19 protein-coding genes are annotated in these 20,883 nt (G+C 63.2%); 14 read left to right on the top strand and 5 right to left on the bottom strand.

Annotation, left to right across the window (positions count from 1 at the left end; all coding sequences use genetic code 11):
* The first annotated feature begins 335 nt into the window (after positions 1-335).
* From OW521_RS06720 to OW521_RS06675, 10 genes are all read left to right on the top strand, one after another.
* Entirely contained in the window at positions 336-1,607 is a 1,272-nt protein-coding gene (locus tag OW521_RS06720; protein WP_268023975.1) for an ABC transporter substrate-binding protein, read from the top strand.
* Positions 1,608-1,760: 153 nt separating this feature from the next.
* Positions 1,761-2,657, top strand: a complete 897-nt coding sequence (locus tag OW521_RS06715) for a carbohydrate ABC transporter permease (protein ID WP_268023974.1) — start codon at positions 1,761-1,763, stop codon at positions 2,655-2,657.
* Positions 2,657-3,541, top strand: a complete 885-nt coding sequence (locus OW521_RS06710; protein ID WP_268023973.1) for a carbohydrate ABC transporter permease — start codon at positions 2,657-2,659, stop codon at positions 3,539-3,541. Before OW521_RS06715 ends, OW521_RS06710 begins: the two co-directional genes overlap by 1 nt.
* Positions 3,542-3,583: 42 nt before the next feature.
* A complete protein-coding gene (locus OW521_RS06705) occupies positions 3,584-5,338 on the top strand; it encodes a DUF5605 domain-containing protein (RefSeq protein ID WP_268023971.1) in 1,755 nt (584 codons plus the stop codon).
* A 190-nt stretch (positions 5,339-5,528) separates the two neighbouring features.
* On the top strand, positions 5,529-6,146 hold the full coding sequence (locus tag OW521_RS06700) for an alpha/beta hydrolase (protein WP_268023970.1): 618 nt from the start codon (positions 5,529-5,531) through the stop codon (positions 6,144-6,146).
* A gap of 154 nt (positions 6,147-6,300) precedes the next feature.
* Positions 6,301-7,311, top strand: coding sequence for a LacI family DNA-binding transcriptional regulator (locus OW521_RS06695; RefSeq protein ID WP_268023969.1), 1,011 nt, complete (start codon positions 6,301-6,303; stop codon positions 7,309-7,311).
* A 17-nt stretch (positions 7,312-7,328) separates the two neighbouring features.
* Positions 7,329-8,066: an HAD family hydrolase gene (locus tag OW521_RS06690; RefSeq protein WP_268023968.1), complete on the top strand. Its 738-nt coding sequence runs from the start codon at positions 7,329-7,331 to the stop codon at positions 8,064-8,066.
* Positions 8,067-8,106: 40 nt separating this feature from the next.
* Complete coding sequence (locus OW521_RS06685) at positions 8,107-10,506, top strand: glycoside hydrolase family 65 protein (RefSeq protein WP_268023967.1); 2,400 nt, start codon at positions 8,107-8,109, stop codon at positions 10,504-10,506.
* A gap of 160 nt (positions 10,507-10,666) precedes the next feature.
* Positions 10,667-11,440: a hypothetical protein gene (locus OW521_RS06680; RefSeq protein WP_268023966.1), complete on the top strand. Its 774-nt coding sequence runs from the start codon at positions 10,667-10,669 to the stop codon at positions 11,438-11,440.
* Positions 11,441-11,757: 317 nt separating this feature from the next.
* Positions 11,758-13,077 (top strand): hypothetical protein, encoded by a 1,320-nt coding sequence (locus OW521_RS06675; protein ID WP_268023964.1) that lies wholly within the window; start codon positions 11,758-11,760, stop codon positions 13,075-13,077.
* Between the two features lie 212 nt (positions 13,078-13,289).
* On the opposite strand, the gene OW521_RS06670 is transcribed toward OW521_RS06675, so the two are convergent.
* From OW521_RS06670 to OW521_RS06655, 4 genes are all read right to left on the bottom strand, one after another.
* Positions 13,290-13,622, bottom strand: coding sequence for a DUF6855 family protein (locus OW521_RS06670; RefSeq protein ID WP_268023962.1), 333 nt, complete (start codon positions 13,620-13,622; stop codon positions 13,290-13,292).
* 47 nt (positions 13,623-13,669) lie between these two features.
* Positions 13,670-14,938 carry a macrolide family glycosyltransferase gene (locus tag OW521_RS06665; RefSeq protein ID WP_268023960.1) on the bottom strand — a complete coding sequence of 423 codons (1,269 nt, stop codon included), beginning with the start codon at positions 14,936-14,938 and terminating at the stop codon, positions 13,670-13,672.
* Positions 14,939-15,032: 94 nt separating this feature from the next.
* The gene (locus OW521_RS06660) at positions 15,033-15,746 is read right to left on the bottom strand and encodes a DNA alkylation repair protein (RefSeq protein WP_268023958.1); all 714 of its coding nucleotides are present in this window, start codon (positions 15,744-15,746) and stop codon (positions 15,033-15,035) included.
* 32 nt (positions 15,747-15,778) lie between these two features.
* Entirely contained in the window at positions 15,779-15,925 is a 147-nt protein-coding gene (locus OW521_RS06655; RefSeq protein ID WP_268023956.1) for a hypothetical protein, read from the bottom strand.
* A 133-nt stretch (positions 15,926-16,058) separates the two neighbouring features.
* Between OW521_RS06655 and OW521_RS06650 the strand changes: the two genes are divergently transcribed.
* Genes OW521_RS06650 through OW521_RS06635 form a run of 4 tightly spaced genes read left to right on the top strand, consistent with a single transcriptional unit; the run spans position 16,059 to position 19,165 of the window.
* Positions 16,059-16,847, top strand: a complete 789-nt coding sequence (locus OW521_RS06650) for a hypothetical protein (RefSeq protein WP_268023955.1) — start codon at positions 16,059-16,061, stop codon at positions 16,845-16,847.
* Entirely contained in the window at positions 16,847-17,596 is a 750-nt protein-coding gene (locus tag OW521_RS06645) for a LamB/YcsF family protein (RefSeq protein ID WP_268023953.1), read from the top strand. Before OW521_RS06650 ends, OW521_RS06645 begins: the two co-directional genes overlap by 1 nt.
* Complete coding sequence (pxpB, locus tag OW521_RS06640; protein ID WP_268023950.1) at positions 17,580-18,284, top strand: 5-oxoprolinase subunit PxpB; 705 nt, start codon at positions 17,580-17,582, stop codon at positions 18,282-18,284. Before OW521_RS06645 ends, pxpB begins: the two co-directional genes overlap by 17 nt.
* Positions 18,284-19,165 carry a biotin-dependent carboxyltransferase family protein gene (locus tag OW521_RS06635; protein WP_268023948.1) on the top strand — a complete coding sequence of 294 codons (882 nt, stop codon included), beginning with the start codon at positions 18,284-18,286 and terminating at the stop codon, positions 19,163-19,165. The genes pxpB and OW521_RS06635 overlap by 1 nt, the downstream gene beginning before the upstream one ends.
* Before the next feature lie 284 nt (positions 19,166-19,449).
* Here the strand turns inward: OW521_RS06635 and OW521_RS06630 are convergent, their stop codons facing one another.
* Positions 19,450-20,655, bottom strand: coding sequence for a DUF445 domain-containing protein (locus OW521_RS06630; RefSeq protein ID WP_268025727.1), 1,206 nt, complete (start codon positions 20,653-20,655; stop codon positions 19,450-19,452).
* Between the last annotated feature and the right edge of the window lie 228 nt (positions 20,656-20,883).

Raw genomic sequence — 20,883 nt, 5'->3', positions numbered from 1 at the left:
ACGCCGTGGGGCCGCCGGTTATCGTCCACGAGGTTTGGGGCGACAGGAACCGATTGGATAAGTGCTCCCATCCACTGCAAGTTTACGATCACCTGCGTAGGCGCCCGGGACAACACCCATTAAGGCTTGGAGCAAGACGAAGGGTAAGCAGTTCCCGGCATCTCGGGGGTCTAGCTCGTATATCACTAAATAAATTGGTCAACCGGTTGACGTGAGTTATCGATAACCCACATACTCGTTATGGGCCACGTCACACCCGAGTGCTCTGAGGAAGGCTTCGGTCGAGGTATCCCGTGACGAAAGAGCCCTCAACTAACCTACGAAAGGACGCGACGATGCGTTTGCTAGCCAAAGGCGTAGCCGCACTGGCCGCCCTTGCCCTGTTGGCCGGTTGCGGGGCCGGAGTGAGCTCCAGCGCCGCCGACAGCTCGGGCAAGACGGTTGTTACCTGGTGGACCCTGAACCAGTCGGCGCCGAGCGCTGACGACCAGATCAACAAGCTTATTTCGGACTTTGAAGCCGCTAACCCGACGATCAAGATCGAGCGGACGTCGCGGGCGGTCGACGCCCACAAGGACGCCCTCCGTACAGCCATTGGAACGTCTGCGGCTCCAGATATCTACAACTACTGGGCCGGTCCGGGCCTTGGCGGGGAGCTCGTGAAGGCCAACGCCAGCGCAGATCTCGCGGATTACTACAAGCAGTACAACTGGGAAAGCCGATTCACTTCCGCCGCGTTGAACCCGGTCAAGCAGTATGGCGGATTCCAGGGAGTCCCGTGGAAGCTCAACGGTGAGGGCATCTACTACAACAAGACCCTCTTCGCCAAGGCCGGAATCACCGAGCTGCCAACCACCATCGATGAACTCAACGGCGCGGCAGCAAAGCTCAAGTCCGCAGGGATCACCCCGATCGAGTTCGGCGGTACGGTCAACTGGCACGTGATGCGCCTGCTTGACACTTTCCTGGAGGGCTACTGCGGTTCGGCCAAGTTCGACCAGCTTGTCAGCAACAAGGCCAATTGGGGGCAGGAAGACTGCGTGACGAAGTCCTTCACCAACCTCGCAAAATGGTCCAAGGACTACCTGAACCCGGGTTTCATCGGCATAAACAACGACGAATCCTCGGCACTGTTCTACACCGGCAGGGCAGCCATGGCGCTGGAAGGCGACTGGTTCAACAAGAACATTTCCGACCAGAAGGTCAACATGGATGACTTCGGCGTCTTCCCGCTCCCGTCCGGAACCGGGCGGCTGTACGGGTTTGAAGAAGCCGAGTACATCGGCAAGGACAGCCCGCACAAGGATGCCGCCGCGAAGTTCCTGGACTACCTCACTTCCACCAAGGTCCAGCAGCAGGTTCTCGGAACATTTGGCACCCAGTCCGTCAACAAAGACGTCACTCCGTCGACGACGGCGAACGCCTTGGGTAAGTCCTGGGACGGCATCTTCAAGGACGCCAAGGGCCTGTACATGAACAACGATCAAAACCTCTCCCAGTCGGCAACGACCGAGTATTGGAGGATCCAGAACCTCGTCGCCACGGGCGGGTTGGATCCTGCCAAGGCGGGCTCGGAGTTCCAGAAGTTCCTGGATTCGAGCAACTAGCCGTTGCTGTCGGCTGCGGACGCGGTGTCCGTGTCCGCAGCCGGCACCCCTGACCGCACCAAAGACCAAAGGCGACCTCTCTTGACCAAGCTCACAGCTACGCGCCTCTCCGACATACCGGAGCAGAAACCGCGGCGATCTCCCAAAAGACCAATGTGGAAGCGCATTGCCAGCGGCGGATTCGTGGCCGCACTTCCCTTCCTCGCCCCAGCCTTGGCGGCTTATGTGGTCTTCGTTATCGGCCCCATGTTCAGCGCCATTCGCCTTAGCCTGTACAAATGGTCCGGCTTCACTACCGACCAGCAGGTCTTCGTCGGATTCCAGAACTACGTCCGGCTCTTCACCAAAGATCCGGTGTTCTGGACAGCCGTACAAAACAGCATCGTCTGGGTACTCCTCTCACTGGTCATCCCCACCACGCTTGGTCTCGTGATGGCCCTCGCGCTGAACCGTCCCGTCTTCGGGCGGAATGTGTTCCGCTCAGTGTTTTACATTCCGGGCGTCCTGGCCCCTATTGCCATCGCGAACATGTGGCGCTGGATGTACAACCCCAACTACGGCGTGTTCTCGGACATTTCCAAGGCGCTGCATATTGGAGACGGCTCGGGGACGACATTCCTTAGTGACCCCAAAGTCGCGATCTACGCCATTTTCGCGGCCTTCGTCTGGCAGATCGCCGGCCTGAATATGGTGTTGTTCCTTGCCGGGTTGCAAAGTGTGTCCAAGGAACTCGTTGAATCGGCCCGCCTTGACGGGGCAAACGCCTGGGGCGTCTTCCGGCACGTCACCTTCCCGGCACTGCGTCCGACTGTGGTAGTCGTCTTGGTCCTGACGATTGTGAACTCCATCAAGGTCTTCGACCTGGTGGTAGGCATGACCGGCGGCGGCCCGGCCCAGAAGTCCCAGGTCTTGGCTCTCTGGTCCTACACGCAGTCCTTCCTCAACCACGACTTCGGACTCGGCAACGCCACCGCGACGATCCTCCTCCTCATAACGCTGGCCCTCGTCGTCCCCTACATGATCTGGTCGACCAAAGGAAACGAAGACTAATGAGCACCCTGACACTCAGCCGCGCCAAGCGCTCCGAAAGGAGCCACAGTCCCCGTCGCAACGCCGATTACATCCGCGCCGGACTGTGGATCGCCCTGTTCGTGGCGATGCTTGCCTGGGCCATGCCGCTTGTCTTCGTGATCTTCACATCCCTGAAATCCGAGGACCAGATCTTCTCGACTTCCTCGTTTTCCTTCCCCTCCAGTGCCGAATGGGCGAACTACGCCAAGGCCCTGCAGACAGGCAACCTGCTCACCGCCGGCGGGAACAGCCTGCTGATCGCCCTCATCAAGGTTCCGATCGGCCTGTTGATATCCGCGGCCGCAGCTTTCGCTCTCTCACGCATCAAGTTCAAGTACAGCCGAGCGCTCCTCGCCGCCTTCGCCATGGGTTCCATGGTGCCAATCCAGGTGGCCCTCGGCCCGTTGTTCCGCGTCATTCTGGACTTGGGCTTGCTCAACAATCCGATCGGCGTGATCCTTCCTTACATCGGCTTCGGCCTGCCCTATCAGATCTTCATTTTGTACGGGTTCTTCAGCGCCGTCCCAAAGGAAATCGACGAGAGTGTGCGGGTCGACGGAGGCGGAAACTGGCGGCTGTTCTTACAGATCATCCTGCCCTTGTCCAAACCGGCCCTTGCCGCCTTGTTCATCTTGGATTTCGTCTCGACCTGGAATGAATACGCCATCGCGCTGGTCATCCTGCAGAACAAGGCATCGCAGACGGTACCCCTGGCAATCCAGGGATTCCAGTCCCAGTTCACCAGCTCCTACGGGCCACTGAACGCCTTCACCATCATGTCGATCCTCCCGGTGGTCATCATCTATCTGCTGTTCCAGCGCTACTTCGTCCAAGGCACGTTCACCGGAGCCGTCAAGGGCTGACCCTGCCGTCCGTCCCAGAAATTTCACCGAAGAAAGGCCATCATGGCGACCTTCACCGCTTCAACCCCGCTCTTTGAGGTCATGCGAGACCCGGCCGGACACGAGATCCTTGCCCGCCACGTGCCCGAACTTCCAGCCAACCCGCTGCTGCACACCCTCTACCATTACCAGCTTGGTCTGATCCTTGGAACCGAGGAGTCCGTGCGCAACGACCCGGCGAAAAAGGCCGAGATCCTTGCAAAAATAGAGGCCTTGCACCCTTCCCCCGTGCCGGACCGATCCGTCCGCCACCGTGAGCCGGTAGCCGATTACGAGCCTGCGTCGGTGGAGCACGGCAGCGCCCGGGCTGACTTCGCAACCGAGACGCGGAAATGGCAAAGGTATGAGATCGCCTTGCAAGGCCCCTCTCACGGCAATCCGTTCACGGACGTCGACCTCGCAGCCGACTTCACCTCCAGCGGCGGGACTCTGACGGTTCCCGGTTTCTACGACGGCGAAGGCACGTACCGGATCCGACTGCTGGTTCCGGCCGAGGGGGAGTGGTCCTTCACGACCAGCAGCAACGCTGCGTCCCTGGATGCCATCACGGGACGCTTCACCGCGGAGCCCGCGGGTCCGGATGTCCGCGGGGTGGTCCGGGTAGCCGACACTTTCCACTTCGCTTACGAGGACGGGACACCGTATCTTCCCGTTGGTACGACTTCCTACGCCTGGACGCACCAAGGCGAAGCACTTGAGGAACAGACACTGCATACCCTGGAGGGCGGGCCCTTCAACAAGATGCGCATGTGCGTCTTCCCGAAGTCCTACTTGTTCAACGAAAACGAGCCCGAGATCTACCCCTTCGAGGGGAGCCCTGAGGGCGGTTTCGACTACAACCGGCCGAACCCCGTCTACTACCGGCATCTCGAGAAGCGGATCGGACAGTTGGACGATCTCGGGATCGAGGCCGACCTGATCCTCTTCCATGCCTACGACCGCTGGGGTTTTTCGACCATGAACGCGGCGGCCGATGACCTATACGTCAAGTACGTCACCGCGCGTCTGGCATCCCATCGGAACATTTGGTGGTCGCTGGCCAACGAGTTCGACCTCATGTTCGAGAAGACTATCGAGGACTGGGAACGCTTCGCCGCGATCGTTCAGGAGAACGATCCGAACAAGCACCTGCTTTCCATCCACAACTGCCGCGAGGTGTATGACCACTCCCGTCCGTGGATCACGCACTGCAGCATCCAGCGGCTGGACATCTACAAGACCGCTGAAATGATAACCGAGTGGCGGCAGGAATGGCGGAAGCCCATCGTCATCGACGAGTGCGCGTACGAAGGGAACATCGACCAAGGGTGGGGCAACATCACCGGCGAGGAAATGACCCGCCGGTTCTGGGAAGGCGCCGTCCGCGGCGGGTACGTCGGACACGGCGAGACCTATGTCCATCCCGGGGACATCCTCTGGTGGGCCAAGGGCGGGAAGCTGCGCGGCACCAGCCCGGACCGTATCGGATTCCTGCGACGCATCCTGAAGAAAAGCCCCGAAGGCCACCTCGAACCCCTGCCCGGCCACTGGGACGCCCCGAGTGCGGGCATCAAGGACGAATACGAGCTGATCTACTTCGGCTTCAACCAGCCCACGTACCGGCGGTTCGTCATGCCCCCGGGTATCCGGTTCCAGATCGACATCATCGACACATGGAACATGACGGTGGAGACGCTTCCGGACACCTTCGAAGGCCGCTTCCGCATTGAACTGCCCGGCCGGCAATACATCGCCGTGCGCCTGCGAGCAGCGGCCTAAACGCGGACAACGGAGGCAGGACTTCCTGCCTCCGTTGCGGTGGGGCAACCCAGCGAGGCCAGGCGAAGATGGGGCCGCCGACTGCGCGAGCTCGCCGGAACCGTGCCGGCTCGCCCGAGCCTTTCGGCGACCCGGGCGCGTTCCGGCGATTTCGACGGCGCCGGCGGGCCCATCAACATAGGCTCTTTCCATGGAAACAGTCGCCTGGTCCAAACCGGAAAGTGAGCGCGCCGGGACTCCGCTGCTTGTGATGATGCACGGATACGGTACGGACGAGCAACGAATGGTGAATCTCTTCCCACAGCTCCCTAAAGAATTCACCTGCGCCGCGCTCCGTGGGCCCATGCCGATCGGCGACCACTATGGCTGGTTCCTGCTGGATTACTTCCTGGCCAACGACTTCGCCGACGTCATCACCGCCACCAACAAGGTGTTCGCCTGGATTGACTCGGTCAAACGCAACCACAGCAGCGTCAGCCTCCTGGGCTATTCCCAGGGCATGGCCATGGCCAGTACCCTCCTGCGGCTTCGTCCGGAAGGCTTCAAGGCGACCGTGGGCCTCTCCGGATTCGTCCTGGAAAACGAGCTTCTGGCCCTCAGTGAATCCTTCGACTCGCCGCCGCCGTTCTTCTGGGGCAGGGACAAGGCTGATCCGGTGATCTTCAGTGATGCAATTGAGCACACGGCGGAATGGCTCGACAAAAACACCGCCCTCACCGCGCGAACCTACCCCGGTATGGGGCATCGGATCGAGGCCCCGGAAATGGCTGATGTCAGCGCGTTTCTGAAGTACTACGTTCTCCACTGAGGTGAGGTCCGCGTCACATTCAGTGACGCTGCAAAACAACTCTTGATTGCCAAAATTGTAAGCGCTTACACTCTTCTTCGGCGGTGCACGGATGTCCCGCCTAATCCAGAAGATGAAAGGGTTGAGGCCGTGTTGAATGGTTAAGGCTCAACGCGTGACAATTCAGGACGTCGCCGTCCTCTCAGGCTTGTCCATCTGCACCGTTTCACGCGCTCTGCGGAACCTGCCGAACGTGTCCGAAAAAGCACAAGCAAAAGTGGCCGACGCCGGCGCCAAACTCGGCTACAAGGCATCCTCCGCCGCAGCCCGCTTGGCCGGCGGAAGTACTGGTTCCATCGCGATCATCGCCCCCACAGCCACGGCTTGGTTCTTCGCCCAGGCCGTCGAGGCAGCCGAGGAAGTGTTCGGAGACAGCGGTTTCGACACTGTTTTGATCAGCCTGCGGGGCAAGTCGAGCGTCAAACGTAAGATCTTCGGCGACCTCCTTGGCCTCTCCCAACGCGTGGACGGCGTGTTGCTCCTCAACGTTGACTTGAGCGAATACGAGGTTGCCCTCCTTGCCGCATCCGGCCTTGCAGTTGCAAGCGTAGGGATGACTTCCGTACCGTGGGACAACGTAGGGATCGACGACGAACTTGCGGCTTGGCAGGCCACCTCGCACCTTTTGGGGCTGGGGCATTGGGATTTGGCGGTCCTTTCCGGTCGCGAAACCCGGGAGAATTCCGTGCTGACGTCCAGCGACAGGCTCAAGGGATTCGGCCGGGCATTGAAAGACCATCACCTGACCGTTCATCCGGACTTGGTCATCAACTCGGATTCCACCATCGACGGCGGCCGCAAAGCCATGAACGAACTCATTGCCCACAGAAGCCTTCCCACGGCGGTCTTCGCGGATTGTGATGAGGCGGCCTTCGGAGCCCTGATGGCCATGCGGGAGCACGGACTGTCCGCGCCGAAGAATGTCTCCGTGATTGGAATCGACAACCACCCCATGAGTTGGTTCCTTGGACTGAGCACAGTGGCGCAGCCGGTGGCGGACCAAGGTGCTTTCGCTGCCAACCTACTCGTTGACCGCCTCCAGAACGCCGACGCCCCCAACGAACCCTCCAACCATTTCCTCGACACCAAGCTCATTGAACGCAAAACCACGCGCCGCCAGCGCTGAACGGACCACTGCACACCATGACTGATACCCGAGCAACCCAGAAAACTGCCTGGACCGGCGCTGCCGCGCTCCTTTTCGACCTCGACGGCGTGCTGACGCCCACCGCCGTCGTGCATGAACAGGCCTGGCAGGAGCTCTTCGACGGCTACCTGACGGAAGCCGGCCACCCGGACGCCTACCAGGAGAGTGACTACTTCGACCACATCGATGGCAAGCCGCGCTTCGACGGTGTTCGGGATTTCCTCACCTCCCGTGGAATCAGCTTGCCGGAAGGACCCACCGACGACGATCCCGCCAACACCAGCGTGCAGGGCCTGGGCAACCGCAAGAACCGAATCTTCAACGAGATCGTGGATTCGCGCGGCGTCGAGCCCTACGCGGGCTCCGTCCGCTTCATCCACGCCGCATTGGAGCTGGGACTCAAGCTCGCCGTCGTATCCTCATCCCGGAACGCGCCCGCCGTCCTGAAGGCGGCCGGACTGGATGGCTACTTCCCAGTGGTGGTCGACGGCCAGGTGGCGGCCGCCGTCGGGCTTCCCGGCAAGCCGGACCCCGCCACTTTCCGTTACGCCGCCGCGCTGCTGGACGTTCCCGCCGCGGGCTGCGTGGTCGTCGAGGACGCAGTGTCCGGCGTGCAGGCCGGCAGCGCCGGTAACTTCCGCGCGGTGATCGGGGTGGACCGCGGGGCCGGCCACCAGACCCTGCTCGACGCCGGTGCAACGTTCGTGGTCGACGACCTCGACGATCTCCTCTAACCAAGCCGTTTCCCCAGAAACAGAAGGAACCCAACAGTCCATGGCACTCATCAGCTCTGATCGGCTGCGCTTCCCTTGTGAACCGTGGAAGCTCGTGGAGAGCATCCACGTTCCCGGTGACGCCGGCACGCTCGAAACCCTTTTCAGCCTCGGCAACGGCCACCTGGGCATCCGCGGCGCCCACTGGGCGGGGGCGGACGCCGGACTCCCCGGCACGTTCATCAACGGTTTCCACGAAACCTGGGATATCAAGCACGCCGAGAACGCCTACGGCTTCGCGCGCACCGGACAAAGGATTGTCTACGTTCCCGATGCCAACAACTTCAACGTTGTGGTCGACGGTGAGCAACTGAGCCTCGCCGAGTCCACGGTGCAGAACTACCGGCGCAGCATCGACTTCGCCACGGGCGTGTACGAATGCGGCATCACTTGGGAATGCCGTTCCGGGGCCACCGTCACCACGGTGGAGCGTCGCGCCGTCGGGATCGAATCCAGGGGTTCCCTTGGCATCGAGCTGAGCCTCTCCGCGGACCGCCTGGTGTCTGCGGACATCACGTCCTTGGTGATCAACCGGCAGGACCAGCCTGTGGACGACCACTCGGCCCACGACCCCCGCCGCGCAGGCCGCCACGCCGGCCGGGTATTGCGCCCGCTCCACCTCCAGGGTTCGGACGGTTCCCTGCGCCTGGCGTGGGAAACCGCGGAATCCCGGCAGCGCATCGGCATGGCCGTGGACCACTGGATCTCCGCAGAAGGCCAACCGTTCGAAACCGTGGTGGGGGAGGACGAGTCCACGGTCCGTTACGTCATGGCAGTGAGCGAGGGCGAGACCTTCCGCCTGGAGAAGATCGTCAGCTACGTCGTGAACGGCGCAGACGCAAGCGTGGCAGAGCCAGGCGAGATGCTGGCATCGGATGCTGAACTGGGGCTCGTGCCGTTCAACACGATCCTGGCCGAAGGCGCTGCGCACTACCGCGACTACTGGTCTACCGCGGACATCACTATTGGTGGCCAGCCCGAACTGCAGCAGGCCGTGCGCTGGAGCTTGTTCCAGCTTGCCCAGGCCACCGCGCGTGCCGGCGTCGCGGGCATCCCCGCCAAGGGAGTCAGCGGCTCCGGCTACGAAGGTCATTACTTCTGGGACCAGGAGGTGTACCTGCTGCCGTATCTGACGTACACCAACCCGTCAGCTGCCCGGCAGGTCCTGGAGTCGCGCCATGCCATGCTGCCCGACGCCCGGATCCGGGCCAAGGAACTGAGCGTGGACGGAGCTCTCTTCCCGTGGCGCACCATCAACGGGCTCGAGGCCAGCGCCTACTACGCCGCCGGCACCGCGCAGTTCCACATCGCCGCCGCCATCTCCTTCGCCGCCAACCGCTACCAATGGGCCAGTGGCGACGCCGGCTTCCGCACCGAGGTGGGCGCCGACCTGTTGATCGAGACGGCACGCATGTGGGCTTCGCTGGGCTTCTTCGGCAAGGACGGGATGTTCCACATCCACGGCGTCACCGGCCCGGATGAGTACACGGCTGTGGTCAACGACAACCTCTACACCAACGTCATGGCCCGCTTTAACCTGCGTGCTGCCGCGGCCCTGGAACATCCTGACGTCCCGGAAACCGAGCGGATGGTGTGGCAACAGGCCGCCGCTCGCATGTCCCTTCCCTACGATCCGCACATGGAGATCTACAGCCAGGACAACGACTTCATGACCCTGGAGCCGTGGGACTGGTCCACGCCGCGGTCCAAGTACCCGCTGCTGCTCAACTTCCACCCGCTGGTGATCTACCGGCACCAAGTCCTCAAGCAGGCGGACACCGTGCTGGCGATGTTTCTTCAATGGCAGGACTTCACGGCCGAGGAAAAGCAGCGCGCCTTCGACTTCTACGATCCGATCACCACCGGCGACTCCACTTTGTCCGCCTGCGTGCAGGGCATCATGGCGGCCGAGGTGGGCTATTCCGACGTCGCGCTCAAGCACTTCACCGAGGCCTTGTTCATCGACCTGGACAACACACACCACAACACGGTCGACGGCGTGCACATTGCGTCCACCGGTGGCATCTGGAGTTCCTTGGTGTGCGGTTTCGCGGGCATGCGGGACCAGGGCCAGGTCCTGCACTTCGATCCGCGGCTGCCAGCCGAGTGGGACAGCCTGTCCTTCCGGCTCAAGATCCGTGGACGGCTGTTGTCCGTCGAGCTGCGCCCGGGGTCCATCAGCCTTGCGCTGGTTGCGGATTCAGGTTCAGCGCCCGACGCCGGTGCCGCGCCTTTGGAGGTCCCCGCACCTTTGGAGCTCAGCGTGCGCGGGCAGCGGGTCGTCGTCGGCGTCGAAAGCGTCACCGTGCCGCTCGACGCGGTGCCGGTCCCTGCGCCGTCGGTCTTCCCGAGCCTCTTCCCGACGGCGGGACTCCCTGTGATCGGAGGCGCGCGGGTTTAGCCCATCAATTGCTCCGTAACCGCCGTTTTCAGGCTGGAAACGGCGGTTACTTGGAGCAGTTCTGATGGCATTGATGTGGATCGCTATTCGTGAGTGGTTCATTCCTGATTCACGGGACGTCGATACGGTTCCGGGGACCTCTCTGGAAAGGACCCCTCCCATGGATCGACGGACATTTGCCTCCGCTGCCTTGCTGACCGCCGCAGCACCCCTGATCAGCGCTGCCCCCGCCCTCGCGGACTCTTCCGAGCAAGAAAAGGATGCCAAGCTCACGCGGACCATGTTGGCCGCGCTGGAACGTGAGCTAGACGACCGGGCCACCGCGGCGATCATGGAGCCTCACATTGAGGACATCGGGTTCAACTGGCATCCGCCCACCAAGCCCGTGGACGGCATCGACTTCATCATTGCCTATGGCTTCGGCAACCGTCGGCCGGCAGGTGGCGGAGATCCCAGCCGGGTGCTTTACGAGCCGGGTCCCGTCAACGAAGCCCTTGCGGACACCGTGGCCAAACTGCGGGCTCAACGCAACGTTCCGGTCTACGCCCAGTGGGAAATCGCCCGGTTCCTCGACTCCAAGTACCACATGAGCGATGTCACCTCGATTGAGCCGGTCATTTCGGCTGATGGAACCATCGTCTACCTGAGCACGGACGGGGTCGCCGCCCAGGTCAAGAGCCGGCGTGCAGGCCTTCCCGCCGGGATCGCCGGGGTCGTCGGATTCCGGGACCATATCAAGCGCTGTGTCCAGACGACCCGGGATCGCGGCATGGACGCTTTCGCTCCCGAGGACATCGACATGCCGGGCACCTACGATCCCGAGTCCGGCCAGTCGTGGACCCGGCGTCGTGATCTCTACCTGGTCCACGACATGTACGCCCAGATGGCTGTGCTCCGCGGGAAGCTGATCGCGCAGGCCTATCCCAACGGCTGAATTCCAAATGGCGCAGCAGCGCACAGTCCAGAGAGTGCAGGGATGGATCGAACTCGATTCTGGTAAATTGTCGCAAAAATGACGGTGATCCATGCCGTCGGGGCAAATTGGGGGTCTCTTGCGCGTGCGCGGATTAAAGTTCTTGGCTGTTTTCGCTGTCCTGCTTGGACTGCTCGCCTCCATCGGGATTTCAGCTCTCCCAGCTTCCGCTCACGTTCCAGAGAATTCCCCGGCATCTGTTGCAATGCGCGGTCCAACGGAACCGGTGGACCCTGGCACATTTGTGTCGCTTTCACCGTTCCGCGCCCTGGATACCCGTGGCGGTTCGGCTGTGGGTGCTGATGCGCCTGTGTCGTTCCAGGTTGACGGTGACGGGGCCGCGGTCGTTCGGGTTCACCAGTGCGTTTGCTTCCGGGACTGAGCGTCCGAATGCGTCGAATGTGAATTTTGGTGTTGGTCAGACGGTGGCGAATTCTGTGACGGTGCCGGTGGGCGCTGACGGGAAGGTGACGTTGTTCAACCGGTCCGGCGGTTCCACCGACCTGATTGCGGATGTTTCGGGCTGCTTCATGGGCCAACTCATGCCGCCGGCGACGCCGGTCATCACGCCGCCCACGACCATCACGACCTTCGCTGGGAGTGACTGGGGTACGGTCAATGGCGGAGGGACTGTTGGTGTCGGTCAATACGAGTTCACTATCAATGAGCCGGGCACGTATCCGGCGAAGGGCTTTATTTACTCGGTTTCCAGCGCTCCGGTCTCCTCATACCCAGTCAACGTCAGCTGCGATACCCCACGGGTCGCGCAATTTGTGGTGGTCTGTCCGGCCGATGGACGGAAAGCGACAGCGACGGTGGGATCTGTTGATTACTTCACTTTTATCAGCGTTTGGGCGTTCGACTACGCCGGCAATGTTAGTTATCCGACCTCCTACCGGTTCAGCGTGGCAAACGCCATGCCCACTCCCACTACCGTGCTGCCGATCACCGCACCGAGCGGAGGGAGTTGGGTGCCTGTTGCTACCCAAACCCGCGGCACGCCCATTGCCACCGGTTCTTGTCAGGGAGATGTGAGCTCGGGGTACCCCGGGAGTACCAAGATGAATGCCCTTCAACTGAATGGGGCACCAGGCCAGTTCGGGGAGACGGCGTCGCCCGCAGTGAATACGGTGGAGAGCTTCAGCGTCTCAGGATGGTTCTGCCCCGCAAAAATAGCAGGTGGAACAACCCAGTCGCTGATAGCGCAGGTTGCCGATAGCGGGGCCCTGGGCGGGGCACTGCGGCTGGATCCAAAGGGCTCGCCCGAACTGGATACCTGGACCACGGCCAACACGCTGGAACAGGTCCAGACCTGGCCACAGTCGGACAATGCCTGGATGTTCATTTGCGCTGTTTATGACAAGGTCAACCAACAGTTGCGCATTACCGTGACCTCGGGAGGTACCACTACAACCTGGACCACGGCCGCAACCTCGACCCAAAGCCGCCTTCCCTCCACTTCCGGGGCTGTGCGTCTCGGAGAGGGCTTCACAGGTCAGATCCTCAACCCCGTCATGACCCAGGGAATCCTTACAAACGATCAGTTCAGCAACGTACAAAACGTTTTCACGCCCACCTCCCAAGGGGTGCTCAGGTGAGCCAAACTGCGGCCAAGCCGCGCGTTCGGAAGGCCACATGCTGGGGTACCCGTCGGGCGGGTCCTCTGCGAAGCAGGCTCGGCGGAAAGCTGATCGCGCGGGGCTATCGCAACGGATGATTCGCCGGGAGCTCACTCGGCGACATAGCCTGGGAGCGTGCACGACGACGGCGGCCCTGCGCCGTCGTCGAACCCCGCCTGAGTTGCTCCCTACTAACGTGCTATGCCCCGCATGCTGTTGTTCCGTTTCTCATGGGTCAGTTCGGCGAGGCCAAGAGCCTCCAGGAGCGGTGGCATGTACATGCCAAAACGGCCTTCCGCGGCAGGCTTGTTCTCGTCGGCGGCCCCGAGTGGCACCCAATCTCCTTGCTGGAGTAGCCACGCATGCAGGTCTTCGATGGCGCTCAAATGGTATTTGAGGGTGGTGGAGCCCACTTGGCAGACGAGTGCCGGCGGGTCTCCCGCCTCATCCCGATACATCGTGTAGTCGGAGGAACCGGGCGGTGTGGTGAGCGTCCAGGGGTCTTCCTTGGATCCAGCGGCCATGTGAGGGTGTCCTTCCTGGCGTGCGTTGCGCGGGTGTTGGCTACACGCTACACAGGGCTGGGCGACGCCGGAAGGCGGACCGCGGGGCCGCGCAGGAAGTCCTCGATTGCGTCGGCAGCTGCGGGTGCTCCTCCGGAACCGCGGACGCGCGCCCCCATTGCGTCGAGGTTGCCCCGAATCGCCGGATCCTCGCTGACTTCAATGACCGTTTCCCGAATCAGTTCGGGAGTAAGCCCTTCAAGAGGGAGGCGGCGGCCGAGTCCCAAGTCCTCCACCCGGCGCGCGTTGGCCTGCTGTTCCGGCTGCAGCGGGAAGGCCACCAACGGCACCGCAAAGTACAGCGCCTCCATGGTCGAATTCATCCCGGTGTGGGAGAGGAATGCGTTGGCATGGCTCAGGACTTGCAACTGCGGAAAGACGGGCCGTACCTCAAAGTTTTCCGGGATATCCCCAAGCTCGGACTTCTCGACCCGGTCTCCGATCGCCATGGCTACCTGCCATGGGGTGCCCGCAAATCCTTCGATGCACATCCTGAAAAAATCCGGCCGGTCATTCAACGGGGTGGTGCCCAATGAGACAAACAGCAGCGGCGAGTCCTCGGCCCGGGGCCGCCAGGCCTCCTCGTTTCCCCGCGGACCGAGGCAGGGGCCCACGAAGTGGAACCTGGCATCGAAAGTCTCTCCCGAGGGCTGGAATTCCCTCGGGATGAAGGAGATGTTCAACGATGCAGGGGGACCTCCCATGAATTGCAGATGGCCCACCCCCTGTTCGGCGGCGAAATCATGGATCCGCTGGCCCACCTGTTTCCAGGCTTCGAGCATGTCAGCCGACGGCGGAGCCGGCATAAGGTCCCTCATCGAGAAATGCTCATTGGTGGCATAGCTCGGAAGCAACGCAATATCTGGCAAGGCCAGCTTCGCGGCCGCCATCTTGCCCGACAAGGTCATGGAGTCGTAGCAGACCCCGTCGGGCGGGTCCTCCTCGAGGCGGGCCAGCAGCGTGGGGAATTCCTTCTTCGCGCCCTCAAGAATCCGCTCCAGCAGTCCCGACATCATCCCGGACCCCATTCCGGCAAACATCCCCGCCATGGGTGACGGTGCCGGACCGTCATCAGCGGAACCTACGCGTCGGGGGAGGAACGTCGCAAGATCTTCTCCGCTGGGAAAGAATGCGGCGCCGGCAGATTCAACCGCCTTCGCGTACTTCGGCGACGTGGCATAGGTGACCCGGTGGCCACGCTGGACCAGCTCTGCAACCACTGGCAAGGTCGGGTTCACATGGCCCGACGCCGGCAAACAGATGAAGGCTATATGCATGGCCGCCATCCCCTCCGGCTCCCACCCTTCGCAAGCTCAGGCCGGGGCCCTCGCCGGAGTGGGCCCACCAACCGGTCACGGAACAGTGGACGCTTCATTTGGAAAGATCAGTGCCATGGACGCTGCGCCGGCGCGATTTCAGTCCAGTCTCGAGCTTGGTCCGCACCTCGCGCTTCACTCGGGCGGCGAGCTCGGTCTCATGCGATTCCAGGAAGGTTCGGACGGCGCGCGGATCCCACGGCACCAAGGACCGCAACGCCCAGCTGACCGCCTTGACCACTGGGTCGTCGCGATCATTGATCAAGATGCCGACGACGGCGAGCGTGCGTTGCGTATCACCGGTTCCCCACCGCGACCTGGTGTTGAGCACAGTGGTGGAAACAAGCGCTAGGCGCCGCCACCAATGGTCCGGGCTACGTGCCCAGCGGTCGACATCGGCGTCCGAGATGAGCCCTTCGCGCCACGCGGGTCCCACCAAGACGGTGGCGAAGGCATCGGCCTGGCCCCAAGTGGCGATGCCTTCTCCTAGGTGTTCAAGCCGGGCCGCCGTGAGTTCGGCGAAAGCCGCCCGATGGGCATTGATGAACTCCCATCCCTCCCACTCAAAGCCGGCTTCCACTAGGCCTTCGGCGAGACCGAAGACGACGGCGGCGTCCAAAGTGGAGATTTCTGCGGAGACTTTGCGGCGGACGGCACGGAAGCTCGCGGCGTCGTGCTTCTCCAAAGCGCGCAGTTCCTCAAGGACACGCGCCAACAATTGTCCCGGTTGGGTATCCCCCGGAGAGACGAGCACTCCGTGCGAAACCATTTTGCGCCCCGGATTTCGCGGGCTGAACGCGGTTACGCCGGGGCGTCGTCAGTATCCGGCCCTTCGGCAGGTTCCTGGCTATGAAGGCCGGTATCGTGGGACACCCAGCCCTCCGTTTCCCCTTCGGCAGGGGCGTCGCTGTGGTGGCGGACGTCGTTCGGATCTGCTGACTTCTTCATTCCGGATACTTCCTGTCCTTCGGTGGACTGTTCCCGCGAACGCCTTAAAGTCTACGCCGGGGAGGGGATGCGTGGCCTAGGCTAGGCCAAGGAACTACCGCAAGAATCCAACGGCTGAATGCAGAGGTGAAGAATGGCCAAGCGACCCAATCCAGCAGTGAAGATTGCGCAGGAAACCGCCCATAACGCCGTGTTCGACGCCAACGGCAAAGCCAAGCCCGGTGTCCACAATGTGCTGCTTCGCGCCGTCGAGGTGCAGCGTCCCCTTGTCTTGGCGAACCTGCGCCGTCTGCAGCGCAAGCACCCGCAGGCCACCGCGGCGCAGCTGGCCGCCAAACTGGAGCGCGACTACCTCGCCGCGGTCACTGGCGGGGGTGCCGCCGTGGGGGCAACCGCCGTCGTGCCCGGCATCGGTACGGCAGCCTCACTGGGCCTGTCCGCGGTGGCAACTATCGGCTTCCTGGAAGGCACCGCGCTTTACGCCGCCTCCCTGGCGGAACTCCACGGCATCCGCCTGACCGATCCGGACCGTGCCCGCACCATGGTCATGGCCATCATGCTCGGCGAGGAGGGCACCGCCCTGCTGGGTGCGCTCAGCGGACAATCGCTTGGTAAAGGCAAAGGCGTGACCCAGGCCTGGGGCAAGACACTCACCAAGAAGCTGCCCGGCGGAGGATTCGGAGTGGTTCGCGACGCCATCCAGCGCGCCTTCCTCAAGCGGCTCGTCAGGCGCCAAGGCGCCGCTTTCCTCGGCCGCGCGCTGCCTTTCGGCGTGGGAGCCGTGGTGGGCGGAGTCGGGAACCGCGTCATGGGGCGTGCTGTGGCAGCAGCGGCGCGGGAAGCATTCGGTCCCATGCCGGACACCATCCCGGGCGAGCTGGTCCCAGCCGCCCACCAGAACGCGCTGGAAGGCGGAAAATAGTGGATCTCAATGCTGATTCGGGGGAGTCGTTCGGCTCCTGGACCATGGGGAACGATGCTCCCATGTTCCGGATTGTCAGTAGCGCCAACGTCGCTTGCGGCTTCCACGCCGGCGACCCGGTGACCATGCTGGACAGCTGCCGTGCGGCCTTCGAGCTAGACGTCCGTGTCGGCGCCCATGTGGGCTACCGCGACCTGCATGGCTTCGGCCGTCGTGCCATGGACATGTCCTTCGATGAGCTCTTCGGCGACGTCCTCTACCAGCTCGGCGCCCTGGACGGCATGGCCCACGCGGTGGGCGCCTCCGTGGACTACGTGAAACCGCACGGCGCCCTCTACAACAGGATCGTCCACGACGTGGAGCAGGCAGAAGCCGTGGTTGCCGCCGTTCACGCCTACGATCCCGGGCTTCCCGTCCTTGGCCTGCCGGGTTCTGCGTTCCTGCGCCTCGCCGAAGAATCCGGTCACCCGGTGTTCCGGGAGGCTTTCGTAGACCGCGGCTACATGCCGGACGGCACCCTGGTGCCGCGCTCGCAGGAAGGCGCAATGGTGCACGACGCCGCCACGGTAGTCGAGCGGGCCGTGCGCTTTGCCGTGCGGGGCGAGGTGCTGGCCGTGGACGGAACCGTGGTGCGGGTAAAGCCCGACTCGCTGTGCATCCATGGCGATACCCCTGGTGCTGTTGAGCTCGCTGCGGCGGTGCGCGCCGGCCTTGAGGAAGCTGGTGTGGAGATTGAATCCTTCGCCTGAGGTTCTTGGTTCGCGCGGCGCCGGTACGCCCGACGCAGGTTCGGGCGGCGCCGGCGTCCGGGCCCTTTTGCCCTGCGGGGACAGCGCATTCCTGGTGGAACTGCCGGACCTCAATGCCGTCGTCGCGTACTACCGCGGGCTGACCGGGGCCGGCGCAGCCGCGAGCCTTTCCGTACCGCGGGGGATCATCGACGTCGTGCCCGCCGCCCGGACTGTCCTGGTCACCTTCGATCCCGGGGCGATCCGTCCCGCGGAGGTCTGCGACTGGCTGGAATCCGCCGAGCCGGCACAGGACGGCGTCAGCTCGGGCCGGGAAGTGACCATCGAGGTGTCCTATGGAGGACCCGACCTTGCCGAAACGGCGCAATTCCTCAGGATGAGCGAGGCCGACGTGGTCAAGCTTCACACGTCCTCGGAATGGACGGCCGCTTTTTCCGGCTTTGCGCCCGGCTTCGTGTACCTGGTCACGACGCATGAGCGGCTCCGCGTCCCGCGTCGGAACACCCCGCGCACCGCTGTGCCGGCCGGCGCTGTTGGTCTTGCCGGCGAGTTCAGCGGCGTCTACCCACGATCTTCGCCGGGCGGCTGGCAACTGATCGGAACCACGACGGCGGCATTGTGGGATGCGTCCAAAGCGGACCCCGCGCTGATCCGGCCGGGCGACGTGGTGCGGTTCGTGGAGGCCTGATGGCGATTGTGGTGGTGAATCCCGGCCCGCTTACCTTGGTGGAAGATCTCGGCAGGCAGGGCTGGGCTTCGTTGGGGCTGAGCCCTTCCGGTGCCTTGGACAGGCAATCTCTTCGCCTCGCCAATCTGCTGGTGGGAAATCCTGTGGAGGCGGCCGGGTTGGAAATATTGCTGGGCGGGCTGCGCTTGCGGTTCGTCACGGCGTCGACTGTTGCGGTGACGGGCGCGGAGGGGCTCGTCACACTCAATGGTGCCGAGATTCCGCTCAACCAAGCCGTCCGCGTGGCTCCGGGCGCGGTGCTGGATTTCGGGGTCCCGCTGTTCGGGCTGCGGTACTACATGGCTGTGCAGGGCGGGATCGATGCGAGCAAACTCCTCGGCTCAAGCAGCACGGACATGCTCTCCGGCGAAGGCCCGGCGCCGTTGACATCGGGGGAGCAGTTGGGGATCGGCCGTGTTTCGGTGGGCAACGGTTCGGGGACTTGGCCGGTCAACAACGTAGCCGCCGTCCCCGCTATCCGGCGAGCCCCAGATCCCGGGCGCGCCATCACTGCCCGCGTGGACCCCGGCCCCCGTGCAGACTGGTTCGACCACGACTCATGGCGCCGCCTCGTCAGCCAGGACTGGACCCTGTCGCCTGATTCCAACAGGATCGGCGCTCGACTGGTGGGCCGTCCCCTCACCCAGACCCGGCACGAGGAACTGCCCAGCGAAGGCATGGTGCTCGGCGCACTGCAGGTGCCGCCGTCGGGCCTTCCCACCGTTTTCCTGGCTGATCATCCCGTGACGGGTGGCTATCCCGTGATCGCCGTGGTGCGCCGCACGGATCTTGACTTGTTGGGCCAAGCCCGCCCGGGCCAGCGGATCCGTTTCCTGGGCTGAGGGTCGCTCTCCCGTGGACATGCGCCTCGGGGCCACTAAAAAGTGGACATGTCCCTTCCTACTGCACACGCCGCGTGGGACATGTCCCTTCGTGGCTGCGTGGAGTGGACATGTTGGCATTATGTCCATCGCTTGCTGCTAGGGGTGGACATGTCCCCTTCCTGCAGCTGGCTACGCCGCGTAGGACATGTCCCTTCGTGGCTGAGTGGAGTGGACATGTTGGCATTATGTCCATCGCTTGCCGCTAGGGGTGGACATGTCCCCTGGTGTGAGCTGAACGCCCGTCAGCCGAATGCCAGGTGCGCCACGGTGAAGATCGCCAGACCGGCCAATGATCCGACCACAGTGCCGTTGATTCGGATGTACTGCAGGTCCTTGCCCACTTGGAGCTCGATCTTTTGCGACGTTTCTTCGGCATCCCAGCGCGCCACGGTGTCCGTGATGACCCCGGCGATGTCCGAGCGGTACGTTTTCACGAGGTACCCCGCGGCATCACCGATCCAGGCATTGACCTTTCCCGCCAGCTCGTCGTCGCTGACAAGCCGCGCACCGAAGTCCCGCACGGCGCTCTTGAAACGCTGTGTCAGTTCGCTGTCGGGATCGTCGACGGCGGTGAGCAGCGCGTTCTTGATAGTGCCCCACGTGCGGGAGGCAAGCTCGCGGACCTCGGGATCACCGAGGACTTGGGTCTTGATTGCCTCGGCCCGGGCAATCATTGCGGGATCGTGCTGAAGATCCTGGGCAAGATCGCCGAGGTATGTATCGATCGATTGGCGTACTTGATGATCGGGATCCTGCTGTACCGCCCGGACGAACTTGGCGATTTCGTTGTAGACCCGGTCGCCCACGATGTCGTCCACGAAGGACGGAACCCAGAGGGGAGAACGGTCGGACACGAGCCGGTTCACTGTCGAGTGGTTCGCTTCCACCCAATCCGCCGCGCGGTCAACCAGCAGATCGACGAGCTTGTGGTGGTGGCCGTCGGCAAAGATCCGCTCGGCCATCCGGCCCACGGGCGGTCCCCATGGCGGAGTGAGCAGGTGCTTGCGGACCATGCCCTCGATCACTGCCTGGACGTCGTCGTCGTTCAGCACGGTGAACGCGCCACGGATCAGCGCTGAACCCTCCTTGGCGACGCGCTCGGCGCCGCCCGGCGAAGCGAGCCACGTGCCGGCTTTCCGGGCGATGTCCACGCTCGCGAGCTTCTCCTGGACCACCTGCTCGGACAGGAAATTTGTCTCCACGAACTCCCCGAGTGAGGCGCCGATCTGGTCCTTACGACGAGGAATGATGGCCGTGTGCGGGATTTTGAGGCCCATGGGGTACTTGAACAGCGCAGTGACGGCGAACCAGTCGGCCAGCGCTCCCACCATGCCGCCCTCGGCAGCCGCCCGCACATATTCCATCCACGGATACTGCTTTTGCAAGGCGAAAGCGGCTGTGAAAACTACCGCCATGACGATCAGGAGCGCCAGCGCCACCGACTTCATCCGACGCAGGGCGGCCGCCTTTTCGGCGTCACCGTTCCGTTGCCCGACGCCGGCCGCAACCGTTGAGGCGGTCTTGACGCCTGCGTGCCGGGGGGCCTCTCCCGGGAGGGCGCTGCCTGTTACCGGGATTTGTTCAGAGTTCACCTGCATGTGCCCAGCGTAGCCCCGTGGCTGTCATCGGCGTGGGCTACCGTGTCCCCATGACGAATGACAAGCCTGGTCGCCCAG

Origin of the sequence: Arthrobacter sp. MMS18-M83 (genome assembly GCF_026683955.1) — a bacterium.
In the GTDB taxonomy this organism is placed as follows: Bacteria; Actinomycetota; Actinomycetes; order Actinomycetales; family Micrococcaceae; genus Arthrobacter.
Note: the sequence above shows the minus strand (reverse complement) of the source record. Positions and strands in the feature narration are given on the sequence as shown.

Bases quoted from the DNA above. Each gene is read 5' to 3' on its own strand.
- OW521_RS06690 (WP_268023968.1), top strand. From the start codon at position 7,329: ATGACTGATACCCGAGCAACCCAGAAAACTGCCTGGACCGGCGCTGCC.
- OW521_RS06665 (WP_268023960.1), bottom strand. From the start codon at position 14,938: ATGCATATAGCCTTCATCTGTTTGCCGGCGTCGGGCCATGTGAACCCG.
- OW521_RS06660 (WP_268023958.1), bottom strand. From the start codon at position 15,746: ATGGTTTCGCACGGAGTGCTCGTCTCTCCGGGGGATACCCAACCGGGA.
- OW521_RS06700 (WP_268023970.1), top strand. From the start codon at position 5,529: ATGGAAACAGTCGCCTGGTCCAAACCGGAAAGTGAGCGCGCCGGGACT.
- OW521_RS06670 (WP_268023962.1), bottom strand. From the start codon at position 13,622: ATGGCCGCTGGATCCAAGGAAGACCCCTGGACGCTCACCACACCGCCC.
- OW521_RS06635 (WP_268023948.1), top strand. From the start codon at position 18,284: ATGGCGATTGTGGTGGTGAATCCCGGCCCGCTTACCTTGGTGGAAGAT.
- OW521_RS06715 (WP_268023974.1), top strand. From the start codon at position 1,761: ATGTGGAAGCGCATTGCCAGCGGCGGATTCGTGGCCGCACTTCCCTTC.
- OW521_RS06705 (WP_268023971.1), top strand. From the start codon at position 3,584: ATGGCGACCTTCACCGCTTCAACCCCGCTCTTTGAGGTCATGCGAGAC.
- OW521_RS06650 (WP_268023955.1), top strand. From the start codon at position 16,059: ATGGCCAAGCGACCCAATCCAGCAGTGAAGATTGCGCAGGAAACCGCC.
- OW521_RS06720 (WP_268023975.1), top strand. From the start codon at position 336: ATGCGTTTGCTAGCCAAAGGCGTAGCCGCACTGGCCGCCCTTGCCCTG.
- OW521_RS06630 (WP_268025727.1), bottom strand. From the start codon at position 20,655: ATGAAGTCGGTGGCGCTGGCGCTCCTGATCGTCATGGCGGTAGTTTTC.
- OW521_RS06685 (WP_268023967.1), top strand. From the start codon at position 8,107: ATGGCACTCATCAGCTCTGATCGGCTGCGCTTCCCTTGTGAACCGTGG.
- OW521_RS06710 (WP_268023973.1), top strand. From the start codon at position 2,657: ATGAGCACCCTGACACTCAGCCGCGCCAAGCGCTCCGAAAGGAGCCAC.
- OW521_RS06680 (WP_268023966.1), top strand. From the start codon at position 10,667: ATGGATCGACGGACATTTGCCTCCGCTGCCTTGCTGACCGCCGCAGCA.
- OW521_RS06655 (WP_268023956.1), bottom strand. From the start codon at position 15,925: ATGAAGAAGTCAGCAGATCCGAACGACGTCCGCCACCACAGCGACGCC.